The sequence below is a fragment of the Vibrio sp. TRT 21S02 genome (assembly GCF_050113675.1).
In the GTDB taxonomy this organism is placed as follows: Bacteria; Pseudomonadota; Gammaproteobacteria; order Enterobacterales; family Vibrionaceae; genus Vibrio.
Genome location: NZ_JBNJOI010000011.1, coordinates 26,915 through 42,740 on the forward strand (window position 1 = coordinate 26,915; position 15,826 = coordinate 42,740).

17 protein-coding genes are annotated in these 15,826 nt (G+C 45.1%); 13 read left to right on the top strand and 4 right to left on the bottom strand.

Features of this window, described 5'->3' with window-relative positions; translation table 11 throughout:
• Positions 1 to 363: 363 nt before the first annotated feature.
• Together ACQEXU_RS14770 and ygfZ are read right to left on the bottom strand one after the other, a co-directional pair.
• Positions 364 to 837 carry an aminoacyl-tRNA deacylase gene (locus ACQEXU_RS14770; RefSeq protein WP_427011408.1) on the bottom strand — a complete coding sequence of 158 codons (474 nt, stop codon included), beginning with the start codon at positions 835 to 837 and terminating at the stop codon, positions 364 to 366.
• Positions 830 to 1,795, bottom strand: a complete 966-nt coding sequence (gene ygfZ / locus ACQEXU_RS14775; RefSeq protein WP_427011409.1) for a tRNA-modifying protein YgfZ — start codon at positions 1,793 to 1,795, stop codon at positions 830 to 832. The genes ACQEXU_RS14770 and ygfZ overlap by 8 nt, the downstream gene beginning before the upstream one ends.
• A 178-nt stretch (positions 1,796 to 1,973) precedes the next feature.
• Between ygfZ and ACQEXU_RS14780 the strand changes: the two genes are divergently transcribed.
• The gene (locus tag ACQEXU_RS14780) at positions 1,974 to 2,234 is read left to right on the top strand and encodes a succinate dehydrogenase assembly factor 2 (protein ID WP_427011410.1); all 261 of its coding nucleotides are present in this window, start codon (positions 1,974 to 1,976) and stop codon (positions 2,232 to 2,234) included.
• A gap of 376 nt (positions 2,235 to 2,610) precedes the next feature.
• On the opposite strand, the gene nadB is transcribed toward ACQEXU_RS14780, so the two are convergent.
• Positions 2,611 to 4,218: an L-aspartate oxidase gene (gene nadB / locus ACQEXU_RS14785; protein WP_367988168.1), complete on the bottom strand. Its 1,608-nt coding sequence runs from the start codon at positions 4,216 to 4,218 to the stop codon at positions 2,611 to 2,613.
• Between the two features lie 325 nt (positions 4,219 to 4,543).
• On the opposite strand from nadB, the gene rpoE reads away from it, so the two are divergent.
• The 11 genes from rpoE to acpS all read left to right on the top strand — a co-directional run bounded on the left by rpoE (position 4,544) and on the right by acpS (position 13,746).
• A complete protein-coding gene (gene rpoE / locus ACQEXU_RS14790; RefSeq protein ID WP_367988169.1) occupies positions 4,544 to 5,122 on the top strand; it encodes an RNA polymerase sigma factor RpoE in 579 nt (192 codons plus the stop codon).
• Between the two features lie 26 nt (positions 5,123 to 5,148).
• Positions 5,149 to 5,769: an RseA family anti-sigma factor gene (locus tag ACQEXU_RS14795; protein WP_427011411.1), complete on the top strand. Its 621-nt coding sequence runs from the start codon at positions 5,149 to 5,151 to the stop codon at positions 5,767 to 5,769.
• Complete coding sequence (gene rseB, locus ACQEXU_RS14800; protein ID WP_427011412.1) at positions 5,766 to 6,731, top strand: sigma-E factor regulatory protein RseB; 966 nt, start codon at positions 5,766 to 5,768, stop codon at positions 6,729 to 6,731. The genes ACQEXU_RS14795 and rseB overlap by 4 nt, the downstream gene beginning before the upstream one ends.
• Positions 6,728 to 7,198, top strand: coding sequence for a SoxR reducing system RseC family protein (locus tag ACQEXU_RS14805; RefSeq protein ID WP_367988172.1), 471 nt, complete (start codon positions 6,728 to 6,730; stop codon positions 7,196 to 7,198). Before rseB ends, ACQEXU_RS14805 begins: the two co-directional genes overlap by 4 nt.
• A 104-nt stretch (positions 7,199 to 7,302) precedes the next feature.
• Complete coding sequence (lepA, locus tag ACQEXU_RS14810; protein ID WP_367988173.1) at positions 7,303 to 9,096, top strand: translation elongation factor 4; 1,794 nt, start codon at positions 7,303 to 7,305, stop codon at positions 9,094 to 9,096.
• 105 nt (positions 9,097 to 9,201) lie between these two features.
• Positions 9,202 to 10,098 carry a signal peptidase I gene (gene lepB / locus ACQEXU_RS14815; protein ID WP_367988174.1) on the top strand — a complete coding sequence of 299 codons (897 nt, stop codon included), beginning with the start codon at positions 9,202 to 9,204 and terminating at the stop codon, positions 10,096 to 10,098.
• 71 nt (positions 10,099 to 10,169) lie between these two features.
• The gene (gene rnc / locus ACQEXU_RS14820) at positions 10,170 to 10,847 is read left to right on the top strand and encodes a ribonuclease III (RefSeq protein WP_427011413.1); all 678 of its coding nucleotides are present in this window, start codon (positions 10,170 to 10,172) and stop codon (positions 10,845 to 10,847) included.
• The gene (gene era / locus ACQEXU_RS14825; RefSeq protein WP_427011414.1) at positions 10,840 to 11,802 is read left to right on the top strand and encodes a GTPase Era; all 963 of its coding nucleotides are present in this window, start codon (positions 10,840 to 10,842) and stop codon (positions 11,800 to 11,802) included. Before rnc ends, era begins: the two co-directional genes overlap by 8 nt.
• A gap of 101 nt (positions 11,803 to 11,903) precedes the next feature.
• Positions 11,904 to 12,635 carry a DNA repair protein RecO gene (recO, locus tag ACQEXU_RS14830; RefSeq protein ID WP_367988177.1) on the top strand — a complete coding sequence of 244 codons (732 nt, stop codon included), beginning with the start codon at positions 11,904 to 11,906 and terminating at the stop codon, positions 12,633 to 12,635.
• The gene (gene pdxJ, locus ACQEXU_RS14835) at positions 12,632 to 13,363 is read left to right on the top strand and encodes a pyridoxine 5'-phosphate synthase (RefSeq protein WP_367988178.1); all 732 of its coding nucleotides are present in this window, start codon (positions 12,632 to 12,634) and stop codon (positions 13,361 to 13,363) included. The genes recO and pdxJ overlap by 4 nt, the downstream gene beginning before the upstream one ends.
• 2 nt (positions 13,364 to 13,365) lie before the next feature.
• Positions 13,366 to 13,746 (top strand): holo-ACP synthase, encoded by a 381-nt coding sequence (gene acpS / locus ACQEXU_RS14840; RefSeq protein ID WP_367988179.1) that lies wholly within the window; start codon positions 13,366 to 13,368, stop codon positions 13,744 to 13,746.
• Between the two features lie 22 nt (positions 13,747 to 13,768).
• On the opposite strand, the gene hemL is transcribed toward acpS, so the two are convergent.
• Positions 13,769 to 15,061, bottom strand: a complete 1,293-nt coding sequence (hemL, locus tag ACQEXU_RS14845) for a glutamate-1-semialdehyde 2,1-aminomutase (RefSeq protein ID WP_367988180.1) — start codon at positions 15,059 to 15,061, stop codon at positions 13,769 to 13,771.
• A 275-nt stretch (positions 15,062 to 15,336) separates the two neighbouring features.
• Here hemL and erpA point away from each other — a divergent pair, with 275 nt between their 5' ends.
• On the top strand, positions 15,337 to 15,678 hold the full coding sequence (gene erpA, locus ACQEXU_RS14850; RefSeq protein ID WP_367988181.1) for an iron-sulfur cluster insertion protein ErpA: 342 nt from the start codon (positions 15,337 to 15,339) through the stop codon (positions 15,676 to 15,678).
• Positions 15,679 to 15,826: the final 148 nt, after the last annotated feature.

The following is a 15,826-nucleotide window of genomic DNA, read 5'->3' on the forward strand; positions in this document are numbered from 1 at the left end:
TTTTCTTAACAACGTGCTAATTTGCTGTAAATATATTGAAAACAAAAAAAAGCCCGCAGACATTGGCGGGCGAATAGTCACAGATGCATTACACAAAAAGTGGATGTCCTGAAACAATCAGTGGATTCACTTTTTCGTTGGAGAAGGTTCAACACGCCTAGACTATGGCATTACCGTTCATAGTGGCTGTGTTTACTAAAACAACTTCAAATTGTTTGAACTTTAACCAACGATATGAGCATAGTCTAAAAAAACATCCATGACTACTTATGCTGATAAATTGAATAATAATTTATCTTATAACATCGCATACTGCGAAGTAGATCTCCAATCTCTGTAATAAAGTAAACGATTACATTGTGCTTACCGACATATAGCTGCAAAGTGAGGGCTGCATAATTTGATGAGCGCATCCCGATGAAGTGCAATACCTGCCATTGGAGAGCCGCTACTTATAGTAACAATCTCTTCTAGTAGGATTTGACTGTCGAAGATAATAGGCATTGGTGTTGAGAGCAGTAAAGGCGTTACCGTTCCAATTTGATAGCCGGTAATGTCGGAAACTTGGGATAAATCGACACAAGTCATGCGTCGACATTCTAAGAAGGCTCGGACTTTTTTAGGGTCAACCGATTGATCGCCCGGTGCACAGGCAAGTGCGTAGTTATTTCCCATGTCTCGCAACAGAATAGATTTGACCATCTGTGCGGGGCGAACCCCTCGTTGTTGTGCTGCATCTTCAATATTGATAGCGGGCGAGCGGTGGGGCAGCAGGTGGTAGTCCACCTGCTTCTCATCAAGATATTGTGTTAACTTGGTCGTCAACATTTTATTCATCTTCAAGTGAGTAGGGCAGCGTTTCGATAGACCACATAAGCTGTGGTTGGTTTTTTATCCGCAATTGTGTATCGGCCTCAAGGTTATTGGGTAGCACGATAAGACCAACGGCGTGGTTATCGGAGAACTGATAATGGCTTAACAATGTACCTGCACTACGCCAGTTGTCGCCGACTGCTCGTTCCAGCTCGATAGGGCTTTCTGACTCTTGCTCTAAGGCACCTTTTACGATGAACATCGCGCGTTTATTCATTCCGCGATATTTCGCACGCGCTACGGTCTCTTGCCCAGTGTAGCAACCTTTGTTAAAGCTGATTCCATTGAGTGCTTGCAGGTTGATAGCTTGAGGAATGTGTTCATTTTGTTGTTCGGCTTCTAATATCGGAAGTGCAGATTGGATATCAAAGCGTCGCCACAGGGATTCATCATGTTTTACCAGCGTATCATCTTCCAATAAAGAGGCGACTTGTGCGCTCTCAATTAAGAGCAACCAACGTTGAGGATCAACTTTAACAGCCGTTCCTCCATGGATCGGCCGAACATCACCACGTTGGTCACTATGAGCGTCAACCCATTGGGTAGCATTATCGCCGATAAGACCAAAAGCAATATCGCTGCTTTCATTGATCTCTACTTTAGAAAAAATAGCGTACTTTTTAAGTTCTGTGAGTTCTGTTGCTATTGCTGATTTTGGCTGAAACATGGCATAACCATGATTGTGATGAAATAGGCGGAAAACACTCCAAACTTTGCCCTTAGCATCGCAATGAGCGCCAAAGGTCGAGGCTTCTTCCTTCAGCTGTACTACATCACAGGTTACTTGGCCCTGTAAGTAAGATTTTTTGTCATCCCCCGTCATCACTACCGCTCCCCACGATTTTAAGTGGGTTAGGGTTAACGCCGGGATGTCATCTTTTTCTGAAATAGTTAATGGTGAAAAAAGGGTTTGCCAATCCATTTTTGGTTACCTTATCGCTTTCTAATCCCCTTATGTTACTGGTTAAAGCCAAGGATAAACAACCACAACTTGTTACGGGAAAAGTGTTAGCTTGCTCCGGAGTGTGATTGAGATACTAGTTGTCACTAGAATTGGCTGTTACACTCGGCGCAAATAACCGATAAGGTGAGGAATTATAATGTATACCGCTGAAGAAAAAGCACGTGTTAAGTGGGCATGCCGCCGTGGTATGTTGGAACTTGACGTTGTCATTATGCCTTTTTTTGAAGAGTGTTTTGAACAGCTCACTGAAGCCGAGCAACGTGATTTTGTTTATTTATTAGAGTGCGATGACCCGGATTTGTTTACTTGGATTATGGGGCATGGACGAAGCGAAAACCTCAGTCACGCTGCAATGGTAGATAAAATTGTCGCCCATAATCTCAGCAAGGTGCGTTAAGCTTTTTGCATCCTATTCTTTTCAAAATCTTATGGTCAATTTCATTATACTGATGTTGGCCATTCATTTTATTGTTGTATCAAATCTTCCTTTATCCGCTTCCTGTTTCGTATTGCTATTCATCCTAAGGTACGCTTTTAGTCATTTGGCTTGGCTAGTGTTACCTTTGACTGGCCCTATTGACGTAAAAGACGAAGAGTTTTCAATATCAGAGAACACAAAGCGAGTCATCAAAGTAAATTTTACTTATGTGAATTGGTTTATCCGATTGACGTTTGATGATGGCAGTCGAGGATTGTTGTGGCGAGATAGTGTGAGTGAAGCTAAGTATCGACAATTAATTGTGATATTAAAAAAGGGGCAATAGCCCCTTTTGTTATTTATTTGGCTCTAAAATGGTCGGCCCGCTGTCTTCCGCCAGCTCTGGATAGTCCAACGTATAATGTAAGCCGCGGCTTTCTTTACGCTGCATAGCACAGCGAACCATGAGCTCGGCGACTTGCAATAAGTTACGCAGTTCCAGAAGGTTGTTTGAAACACGGAAGTTGCTGTAGTACTCATGTGTTTCTTGCTGAAGCAATTGAATACGACGTAGTGCACGCTCTAGGCGTTTATCCGTACGCACTATCCCCATGTAATCCCACATAAACAGACGTAGTTCATGCCAGTTGTGTTGGATCACCACCTCTTCATCGCTACATAGTACTTGGCTTTCATCCCAGGCTGGCAATGAAGGTGGCATTTCCACATCATTAAGGTGCTTAATAATGTCATTGGCCGCAGACCAAGCATAAACCACACATTCAAGTAAGGAGTTTGATGCCATACGGTTCGCGCCATGTAAGCCCGTATAACTGACTTCACCAATCGCGTACAATTGTTTGACATCCGTTTGCCCGTGTTGATCGACCATGACACCACCGCAGGTGTAGTGTGCTGCTGGTACGACTGGGATCGGCTCTTTGGTCATATCGATACCGAGATCTTGCAAGCGCATGTAGATGGTTGGGAAGTGTTTCTCAATGAAATCCGCAGGTTTATGGCTGATGTCGAGGTACATGCAATCTGCACCCAGACGTTTCATTTCAAAGTCTATTGCGCGTGCTACCACATCGCGTGGCGCGAGTTCTGCTCGCTCATCAAAGTCAGGCATAAAACGAGAGCCATCAGGACGTCGCAAGTATGCGCCTTCACCACGTAACGCTTCAGTCAGTAGGAAGTTTCGTGCTTCTGGGTGGTACAGGCAGGTAGGATGAAACTGGTTAAACTCTAAGTTGGCAACGCGGCATCCTGCACGCCAAGCCATTGCTATACCATCACCGGAGGAAACATCAGGGTTTGATGTGTACTGATAAACCTTAGAGGCACCGCCAGTGGCTAGGACCACGAACTTAGCACGAACTGTCTCGACATGTTCTTCATTGCGATTCCAAATATACGCACCAATGAGCTTATTTTTGTCGCCGCCAACTTTATCTTCAGTGATCAGATCTAAAGCGTTGTGTCGTTCTAAAATCGTAATATTTGGGTGGTTGTGTACGTTATCTTGCAGCGAGGTTTGCATTGCCATGCCCGTTGCATCTGCAGCATGGAGTATACGGCGGTGGCTATGACCCCCTTCGCGAGTTAGGTGATAACGAGGCGCTTCGTCGCTGTCGTCATCTTCACGATCAAATGGCACCCCACCATCGATCAGCCACTGAACACACTCTTTTGCATTTTCTGCTATAAACTCGACGGTCTCTTGTTCGCAGATGCCAGCACCGGCAATCAAGGTATCTTCAACATGAGATTCAATGCTGTCTGACTCGTCGAATACGGCGGCAATACCGCCTTGAGCGTAGTATGTCGCGCCTTCACTACGAGGGCCCTTACTAAGTACGATGACTTTGCTATGTTTGGCTACACGCAATGCTAGAGACAGGCCTGCGGCACCACTACCTATCACTAACACATCACAAAGATGTTCTCGGTTTGCGTTCATAAAACTTTTAAAATCCTGAGTTAGTGTAGAGTTATCCAACTCTTTTGCGAACAATCATTGCTTAATGATACCACTGCATCACAAGCATTTCTTTGTAAATACCATTGCTTTTCGTCACTTTGATCCCCAGAATTTGAGCATCGAAAGTAACGGACACATCGCTTGGCCGACATAATTGACAAAGTTTAAAGAAACTTTGAACTTTCTTTTTATTCTTGGGTCACAATAGTGCTCAAGTAAGCGGTGGTGTCAATACTACATTTTGCATAATTAATGCTCATATCTGAGAGGATAGGGGTTAATAACGATAGGAGTATACGCTCGAATGAACGAGCAGCTGACCGATCAGGTGTTAATTGAGCGAGTTCAGAGTGGAGATAAGCAAGCGTTTAACCTGTTAGTTTTGCGTTACCAAAACAAGGTATGCAATCTAATTTCACGCTACATCAATAATCCTGGTGATGTACCTGATGTAGCACAGGAAGCTTTTATTAAAGCGTATAGAGCGATACCAAGCTTTCGAGGTGAGAGTGCGTTCTATACTTGGTTATATCGAATTGCTGTAAATACTGCGAAAAACCACATTGTTGCCCAAGGTCGACGACCTCCAGCACAAGATGTGGATACTGAAGAAGCTGAATATTACGAAACTGGCAGTGCGTTAAAAGAAATTTCGAACCCTGAGAACTTAACGTTGTCAAAAGAATTGAAACAAGTAGTTTTCAGTGCCATTGAGGCACTACCAGATGATTTAAAAACCGCAATGACGTTGCGCGAGTTAGATGGCTTAAGCTATGAGGAAATTGCAGCGGTCATGGATTGCCCTGTAGGAACGGTACGTTCGCGTATCTTCCGAGCTCGTGAAGCGGTTGAGAAAAAGATTCAACCTCTATTGCAACGATGAACCAGTAACTAAAATGGTGAGAGATAATGGCTGACAAAGAAAAACTTTCAGCACTCATGGATGGGGAGTTGGTTGATAAAGCTCTAATTAGTGATTTAGAGCGTGACCAAGAAAGCCTGCAAGCTTGGAAAAATTACCATTTAATTGGTGATGTCATGCGAGGTGAAGCTCCTGAAAAACCGGAGTGGAATATAGCTGAAAGTGTTGCTTTAGCATTAGAAGCTGAGCCCGCTCATAGTGCTCTAGAAACACGCCGTAGTGCTCAGGTTACGGAGCTTGCTCAAGAAGCTCAACCGACACCTGCGCAAGCTCGTCGTCAACTTCCTGCTTGGTTAACTCAATTTGGTCAGGTTGCTGTGGCTGCGTGTGTATCATTGGCTGTTATTTTAGGTGTGCAGCAATATGGCGGTAGCGATCCTTCCCAGCCTGAAGCTGACCAACTGCCTGTTTTGCAGACTATTCCATTTTCTGGCAGCGCAGAGCCTGTGAGCTTGACGCGTGACTCTGTGGAAAAGCAAGTTAATGAAGTGAATGTTCAAGAGCAGCGACGTCGTATTAACGCAATGCTGCAAGATTATGAACTTCAGCTTAGACTTAACAGCGAGAGTAATGATCATATTGATCAGCCTGAAGCGGTAATTGAATGAGAAAAATTCTGATCAGTGTGCTGACACTGCTCAGTTTGAATGTAAACACAGCCTTTGCAGATGACAAACCTGCGGAGGCTTTGTTACATCAAATGAACGAAGCCAGTCAGCACTTAAATTTCGAACTGTCTTATATCTTAATCAAGAAGAACAGTATCGAACCGTTGCTGTATCGCCACGCCCGTCCTAAGGAGAGCGACCAGCAGCTTGCGCACCTTGTTTATCTCAGTGGCCCGATGAGAGAAGTGATCCGTCGAGGCAAGGAGATCAGCTATATTGAAACCGGTGCAGAACCTTTCACCATCGAATCTGGCAACATGGTTGCGCCAACCATTCCTTTATTGAACTCGGATGTTGAACAGCTCAGCCGTTACTATGACTTTGTTCAGGTAGGACGTGCTCGCGAAGCGGGAACAGCATGTCAAGTATTACGCGTGGTTCCAAAAGATGGCTTGCGATATTCCTACGTCTTGTGGGTCGATGAAAAGAGCAAACTACCGCTACGCGCAGATCTCGTTGACCGTGATGGTGAGATATTAGAGCAATATCGTACGATTTCTTACAGCGTGAATGATCGTATTGCGGATATCTTAAGTGGCTTAAATGACGCCAAATTACCTGAGGTTCTCTCTTTGCCAAAAGGCAATCTGCGTGAAACGTTTTGGAGTGTAGGGTGGATCCCGGATGGATTTGAACCCAAAGAGCTCAATCGTTATCGCATGTCCGTCACAGAGCGAATGGTTGAAAGCCAGATGTACAGTGATGGTTTGTTTAACTTTTCCGTCTATGTTTCCAACAGCGATAATCATTCACTGAAAGGTCAATTGGTTCGCCAAGGCCGCAGAACACTTCATAGTTACGTGAAGGGGAATGCAGAAATCTCTGTGATTGGAGATATTCCTCCTGCAACGGCAAAACGTATTGCACAATCTGTCACATTTAAGCCGGTACCAGCTCAATGATGACCGCACTTGCAACTGTCGCTGCAGTGAGCTCTCACCCTGATGGTTATCAAGTAGAGCTCAACTGTGAGCAGCAAACCAGCTGCTCTAGTTGCGCTTCTCAGAAAAGCTGTGGAACAGGAATTGTTTCAAAAGCGGTTGGAAGTAAGCAGTTACACTGGCAGCTAAAAACTCGCAAAGCGGTACGAGAAGGGCAGGTTGTTGAGATTGGCTTACCTGAGAAGAGCTTACTGTTTTCAGCCGCGCTGGTGTATTTAGTACCGTTATTTGCGTTAATTATCGGAACTTTGATTGGACAATGGTGGCTAGCACCATTATTAAGTGCTGGTGAAGGCGTCGTTATTTTAAATGCTCTCCTGTTTACCGCTGGTGGAATCGTGCTTGCTAAGCGACTGGCAAGGAAACAGGAACATGAGTCCTCACAAAATGTCGTGTTACTTAGAGTTCTGGGCGAACCAATTAGCTAGTGCGAAGCGGCTAGAAATTGGGTAGAATCTGCCAACTTGATTGAAATGCCGTCACAAGACGGCTTTTCTTGTCCCCATTTATAAGAGTTTAGTCACACCAAATCATGAAGCACATTCGTAATTTTTCGATTATCGCCCACATCGACCATGGTAAGTCGACCCTATCAGACCGTTTAATCCAAGTATGTGGTGGATTAAGCGACCGTGAAATGGCCGCACAGGTTCTGGACTCCATGGATCTAGAGCGCGAGCGTGGTATCACCATCAAATCACAGAGTGTGACGCTAAACTACACCGCTAAAGATGGTGAAACTTATCAGTTGAACTTCATCGATACTCCGGGACACGTTGACTTCGCATATGAAGTATCACGTTCTCTAGCCGCATGTGAAGGTGCTCTATTGGTTGTTGATGCAGGTCAGGGTGTAGAGGCTCAAACTCTTGCTAACTGTTACACTGCGATCGAAATGGATCTAGAGGTTGTGCCAATCCTCAACAAGATTGACCTTCCTGCTGCAGACCCTGAGCGTGTCGCGGAAGAGATCGAAGAAATCGTTGGTATTGATGCGATGGAAGCGACTCGTTGTAGTGCGAAAACAGGTATCGGTGTTGATGATGTACTTGAGAACATCGTTTCTGCTATTCCGGCACCAGAAGGTGATCCTGAAGCACCACTACAAGCACTGATTATTGACTCGTGGTTTGATAACTACCTCGGTGTCGTTTCTCTGGTTCGTATTAAGAACGGCGAACTGAAGAAGAACGACAAGATCAAAGTGATGAGCACTGGCCAAGTATGGGGTGTGGACCGTCTTGGTATCTTCACACCTAAACAGGTCGATACAGATATCTTGCGCACAGGTGAAGTAGGCTGGGTTGTCTGTGGTATCAAAGATATCTTAGGCGCGCCAGTGGGCGATACGCTAACGCTAGCTAAACACGGTTGTGACTCTCCATTACCAGGCTTTAAGAAAGTAAAACCTCAGGTATACGCGGGCCTATTCCCAGTATCCTCTGATGACTATGAAAACTTCCGTGACGCGCTAGGCAAGCTTAGCCTGAATGATGCGTCTCTATTCTATGAGCCAGAAAACTCAGCAGCACTTGGTTTTGGCTTCCGTTGTGGCTTCCTTGGTATGCTGCACATGGAAATTATCCAAGAGCGTCTAGAGCGTGAATATGATCTCGATCTGATCACAACAGCGCCAACCGTAGTGTACGAAGTTGAAGAGACCAACGGTAATCTTCTATATGTCGATAGCCCGGCTAAGCTACCTGCTGTTAACGATATCGAAGAAATCCGTGAGCCTATCGCTCGCTGTAATATCCTTGTCCCTTCAGAGTACTTAGGTAACGTAATTACTCTGTGTGTTGAGAAGCGTGGCGTTCAGGTAGATATGGTTTACCACGGCAACCAAGTTGCTGTGACGTACGATATTCCAATGGCAGAAGTGGTATTGGATTTCTTTGACCGCTTGAAGTCGACATCTCGTGGCTACGCATCGCTTGATTACAACTTCCAACGCTTTGAAGCATCTAACATGGTTCGTGTTGATGTGCTTCTAAACGGTGACACTGTTGATGCGCTGGCAATGATCACTCACAAGGATCAATCTCAGACTCGTGGTCGTCAGCTGGTTGAGAAGATGAAAGAGTTCATTCCTCGCCAGATGTTTGATATTGCGATTCAAGCGGCAATTGGTAACCACATCATCGCCCGTTCAACCGTTAAGCAGCTACGTAAGAACGTAATTGCGAAATGTTACGGTGGTGACGTGAGCCGTAAGAAGAAACTTCTGAAGAAACAGAAAGAAGGTAAGAAACGTATGAAGCAGATCGGTAACGTCGAACTGCCTCAAGAAGCGTTCCTAGCGATTCTTCATGTTGGTAAAGACTAGAGTTGAACTATCTGTCACTCTTGTCTGTCATAAGACGGTAGATATTAAAGTAAGTGAAAGGGTTTCGGCTCTTTCACTTTCGTGTTTTTAAGATAAGGGAAGTCAATGGCGAATACATTCTCACTTATTCTAGTCATCGTTACGTTGGTAACGGGGATAGTCTGGACATTAGAGAAGCTGGTATGGGCAAAGAAAAGAGCAGCGAAAGTTGCTGATGTTGAGGCGCAAACAAATGGCCTAGACGCGGCAATGGCTGAAAAAGTCAAAGCTCAGCCATGGTGGGTTGAAAATAGTGTTTCTATTTTCCCTGTTATTGCTTTTGTCCTAGTGTTGCGTTCGTTTATTTATGAACCATTTCAAATCCCTTCAGGCTCTATGATGCCAACCCTTCTGGTTGGGGATTTTATTCTGGTTGAAAAGTATGCTTACGGCCTGAAAGATCCGGTGTGGCGCAAACAACTGGTAGAAACCGGTAAGCCAGAGCGTGGTGATATTGTGGTATTCAAATACCCACCACAACCTAATATCGACTACATCAAGCGTGTGGTTGGTTTACCGGGAGACCTTATCCGTTATAACAGCAATAAAGAGCTGTGTATTCAACAAGCTGGGATGTCGGTTTGTGAGCCTGTGAAGCTATCTAACGTTCAAGAAAGTGCGTTTAATGATCGCGGGATCCCGTTGGTGCAACTGGAAGAAAAACTCGGTCCGGTAGAGCACAATATTTTAGTCAATCCGCTCGTACGTAATCCGGTGGAACAATATTATCCACGTGGTGGTAATAGCGAATGGGTTGTACCACAAGGTCAGTATTTTGTGATGGGTGATAACCGTGATAACAGTGCTGACAGTCGCTACTGGGGTTTTGTTCCAGAAGCTAACCTAGTCGGTAAAGCCGTTGCGATTTGGATCAGCTTTGAATTTGAGCGTGATTCAGACAGTGCGTTACCGTCTTGGATTCCTACTGGTGTGCGTTTTAACCGCATTGGTGGTATTAACTAACTTCTCTTGCATGCTTGGAGTTGCAGGTTGCAGCTCCAACTTTTTAGAGAATTAAAAATTAACGAGAGAGTATGAATTCTCCAATATCGAAACTAGAAAAAAAGCTTGGCTACCAATTTGTTGATGCTGAGCTTATCAATTTGGCACTGACTCACCGCAGTGCGAATGGAAAACATAATGAACGTCTTGAGTTTCTGGGCGATTCAATTTTAAGTTTTGTCATTGCTGACGATCTTTATCATCGTTTCCCGAAAGTCAATGAGGGTGACATGAGCCGTATGCGCGCGACTTTGGTTCGCGGCAATACATTGGCAGAGCTTGGACGAGAGTTTGAGCTAGGAGATCACTTAAAATTAGGTCCAGGTGAGTTGAAAAGTGGCGGTTTCCGCCGTGATTCCATTCTGGCTGATGCTGTGGAAGCGATCATTGGTGCTATCTATCTTGATAGCGACATTGAAGTGGTTCGCGGCATTATCCTTAACTGGTACAAAACTCGCCTAGAGGCTATCAAGCCAGGCGTGTCACAAAAAGATCCAAAGACTCGTTTGCAAGAATTCTTGCAAGGACGTCGTAAGCCATTACCGGTCTATACTGTGACTAATATTAAAGGTGAAGCACACAATCAGGAATTTACTGTATCGTGTGAGGTTGCAGGTATTGGACAGCCTGTTATAGGTAAAGGCACCAGCCGCCGCAAGGCAGAGCAAGCGGCTGCTGAAACGGCACTAGAGCAGTTAACAAATGGCTGATAACGAATTTGATATCGATGCATTTTTTGCATCAACCGGTGAGGTAAGCTCACCTGAAAACCAGCACTGTGGCTTTATCGCTATTGTTGGGCGCCCAAATGTGGGTAAATCAACACTACTGAACAAGATTTTAGGTCAGAAGATCTCGATCACTTCACGTAAGCCACAAACTACACGCCACCGTATTATGGGGGTGGATACTGACGGGGATTACCAAGCAATTTACGTTGATACACCGGGACTTCATATTGAAGAAAAACGTGCGATCAACCGCTTGATGAACCGCGCAGCGAACTCATCATTGAGTGATGTAAACCTTGTTTTCTTCTTAGTCGATGGTACCCATTGGACTAACGATGACGAGATGGTGCTGACTAAGCTTCAAAAAGCGAACTTCCCTGTTGTTTTGTGTGTAAACAAAGTGGACAACGTGCAAGATCGCAACGAAGTGATGCTGCACATGATGGAGATGTCGAAGAAGATGGACTTTGTTGATGTCGTTCCTATTTCAGCGAAACATGGCAAAAATATCGACGTTTTACGCAAGCATGTTCGTGACCATCTTCCTAAGGCGACTCACCACTTCCCTGAAGAGTATGTGACCGATCGTTCTCAGCGGTTCATGGCTTCTGAGATCGTACGTGAAAAACTGATGCGTTTTACTGGTGAAGAGCTGCCTTATTCAGTTACGGTTGAAATTGAACGCTTCGACTACAACCCGGAAACGGATGGTTTCCATATCAATGCCCTAATTTTGGTTGAACGCAGTGGCCAGAAGAAAATGGTGATTGGTAAAGGCGGTGAAAAGATCAAGACCATTGGTCGAGAAGCGCGTTTAGATATGGAAGAATTATTCGGTCGTAAGGTTTACTTAGAGACTTGGGTCAAAGTGAAATCGGGTTGGGCAGATGACGAACGTGCATTGCGCTCTCTGGGTTACATTGACGATCTATAAGTTAGCGAAAGCGATCCCGTTTCGCTCCGAGCAATATGAGAAAGAGGAGCCAGTAGGCTCCTTTTTTTGATCACCTTTGACAGGATTTTTGAGTTTAGTTTATGTCTTCAGAAGGATTACAGCGCTGTTTTGTCTTGCATCGTCGCCCTTACAGCGAGTCGAGCCTGATCCTTGATGTTTTTAGTGAAGAATATGGTCGTCTCACCTTAATGTCGAAAGGGGCACGAAGTAAGCGTTCGAATCTGAAAGGAGCATTACAACCTTTTACGCCCTTATTACTTAAGTGGTCAGGGCAAGGTTCAATGAAGACATTACGCCAAGCTGAGCCGATAAGCCTTGGTTTACCCTTATTTGGCATCAACTTGTACTCTGCTATGTATGTCAATGAGCTAATTGGGCGTGTCTTGGTAGCGGAAGTTCCCATGCCTGCGCTATTTCATGATTATCTCCACGCATTAACTGAACTTGCTCAGTGTGATAACCCAGAGCCAGCACTACGGCGTTTCGAATTGGCATTACTTTCAGCCATGGGGTATGGCGTAGATTTTCTGCACTGTGCTGGTAGTGGTGAACCTGTCGAACCTGATATGACTTACCGTTATCGTGAGCAAAAGGGGTTTATTGCTTCGGTACGTCGAGATAACTTAACTTTTTATGGTAATGAGCTCATTGCCATCAGTGAGCGCCGTTTTACAACAAAAGAGCAGTTAAAAGCGGCAAAACGCTTTACACGTATGGCATTAAAGCCGTATCTTGGCGGCAAACCACTAAAAAGCCGGGAACTCTTTCTATCCCAGACAAGCATTCCCAACGCAAGGAGTATTGGAAAATGAGCTCAATTTATCTAGGTGTGAACATCGATCATATTGCGACGCTGCGTAATGCGCGTGGTACTAAATATCCTGATCCTGTACATGCGGCTGAAATTGCTGAACGTGCAGGTGCTGATGGGATCACGATTCATTTACGTGAAGATCGTCGTCATATTCTGGACCGTGATGTGCGCATTTTACGAGAAACGCTTCAAACGCGAATGAATTTGGAAATGGCCGTGACGGATGAAATGGTTGAGATTGCACTCAATACTAAGCCTGAATATGTGTGTTTAGTTCCTGAGAAGCGTGAGGAACTAACAACAGAAGGTGGCCTTGATGTTGTTGGTCAGCTTGAGAAAGTGAAAGCGGCAACACAAAAGCTGACTGATGCGGGGATTAAAGTTTCTCTATTTATCGATGCGGATCGTGAGCAAATCGATGCAGCTAAAGCTTGTGGTGCACCATTTATTGAGCTTCACACAGGTCATTACGCAGATGCAGAAACAGAAGAAGATCAGCAAGACGAACTCAAAAAAATCGCTGCTGGTGCAAGTTATGCGGCGGATCAAGGGATCACGGTAAACGCAGGTCATGGCTTGACTTACCACAATGTAGCAGCGATTGCGGCTATTCCAGAGATCTTTGAACTGAACATTGGTCACTCTATTATCGGTCGTGCTGTATTCGATGGCCTAGCAAAAGCCGTGACGGACATGAAAGCGATCATGGAAGCGGCACGTAAATAAGTATGGCGATTGTAGGTTTAGGGACGGATATTGCTGAAATTGAACGTGTAGAGAAAGCGCTTAACCGCTCTGGAGAGGCGTTTGCAGAACGCATTCTTGCTCAACCTGAATTGGAGAGCTTTCGAGCGCTCAAACAACAGTCTCGTTATCTGGCTAAGCGCTTTGCAGCCAAAGAGGCAGCATCTAAAGCTTTAGGGACGGGGATTGCTCATGGTGTGAGCTTTCATGACTTCATTATTTCCAATGATGAACATGGTAAGCCACTTCTGACGCTTTCAGGTAAAGCGCTTGAGTTATCACAGCAAATGCAAATATCCAGTATTCACCTATCCATCTCAGATGAACGTCGCTATGCAGTAGCGACGGTCATCTTTGAAAAATAAGCGGCCATGAGCTGCTTATTTTTTAGATTTCTTGTGCCATGATGGCAAAACTACGATCAGCGGCTTCCAAGGTCGCGTCGATTTCTTTACTGCCGTGAGCTAAAGAGGTAAAGCTTGCCTCAAAGGCTGAAGGCGCAAGGTATACACCGTGATCAAGCATCAGGTGGAAGAAGCGCTTAAAGCGCTCAACATCGCACTTCGTCACGTCTTCGTAGCACGTAATACGTTCTTGATCAGTAAAGAAGAAACCGAACATACCACCCACTTGATTTACTAGTAATGGGATGCCGTGCTTATCTGCGAGTTCTTTGAAGCCATCGGCAAGTTGTTTGGTTTTAGCGGCGAGGCGTTTTTCGTTACCTTCTTCTTTCAACAGATTCAAACACGCGTAACCTGCAGCCATTGCAACAGGGTTGCCTGAGAGCGTCCCAGCTTGGTATACCGGACCTGTTGGAGCAATGTACTGCATCACTTCTTTACGGCCGCCAAATGCGCCTACAGGCATGCCGCCACCGATCACTTTACCAAGCGTAGTGAGATCAGGCTTGATGTTGTAGTGACCTTGAGCGCAGCCTAATGCTACGCGGAATCCAGTCATGACTTCATCAAAAATCAAAAGTGCGCCTTCTTGATCACAGATTTCACGCAGACCTTCGTGGAAGCCTTCTACTGGTGGGATACAGTTCATGTTGCCCGCAACAGGCTCAACGATGATACAAGCAATTTCCCCTTTATTAGCGGCAAACAATTCACGCACTGAGTCAAGATCGTTAAATGTTGCAGTTAACGTGTACTTGGCAAAGTCGGCTGGTACGCCAGGAGAGCTTGGTTGACCCAGTGTGAGTGCACCGGAGCCTGCTTTTACTAAAAGACTGTCGGCGTGTCCGTGGTAACAGCCCTCAAACTTGATGATTTTGTCGCGGCCTGTATAACCACGAGCCAATCGGATTGCGCTCATTGTTGCTTCTGTGCCCGAGCTCACCATACGAACTTGTTCCATAGAAGGGACTAATTCAGAAACCAGTTCCGCCATTACAATTTCCATTTCGGTCGGCGCACCAAAACTTAACCCACGTTGAGCAGCATCAATCACCGCTTCACGAATAACCGCGTGGTTGTGACCAAGGATCATCGGACCCCAAGAGCCAACATAATCAATGTACGCTTTACCATCAGCATCGAAAACCAATGGGCCGTCAGCTCGTTCAATAAAAATTGGCGAACCACCCACACCATTGAAAGCACGCACTGGAGAATTAACACCACCCGGAATGGTCTGCTGCGCTTTTTGATAGAGTTCTGCTGATTTGGTCATTGAAATATCCTCTTTTGATTGCTCGGACCAAGTTGGCGGGCATTGTACCTGTCACAGCCGTTGCGAGAAACGTTTTGCACCACATTCTGGTCACTTTCCTCGCGATTATTGGCAAATTAACAGAAAAGTTGGTCTATTTTGCTTAAGAAGATGGTGAATACTTGAACGCTTCGGTCAGGTATTAGATAATCAGTCGGTATATTTAAAAAGAGATCCCCTGCGGTGGATGAAATCATCCTCCAACAGACAGGTAGACACCAGTGAGAGAGGTCGTAGTGAGCGAAGTAAATATCCCATTAACTTTTTCAGACGCTGCAGCAAGTCGTGTGAAAATGCTGATTGCAGAGGAAGAGAATCCTGAGCTAAAGCTACGTGTATATATCACCGGTGGCGGTTGTAGTGGTTTTCAATACGGTTTTACCTTTGATGAAAACGTCAATGAAGGTGACATGACGATTGAAAATTGCGGCGTAACCTTAGTGGTTGACCCAATGAGTTTACAATACTTGATTGGTGGAGAAGTGGATTATACCGAAGGCCTAGAGGGCTCCCGCTTTTTTGTGAACAACCCAAATGCGACAACCACTTGTGGTTGTGGTGCATCCTTTAGCGTTTAAGCACTTTTGATGATTGATAAGCCGCGTGATGAACGCGGCTTTTTTATATCACGAAACCTTAAAATTGAGACATAGGTGAATTGCTAGATGGCAAGCATAAGCGTAGTTTATACACTGATTGCATAAATAATAATTAGGAAGCATAGAC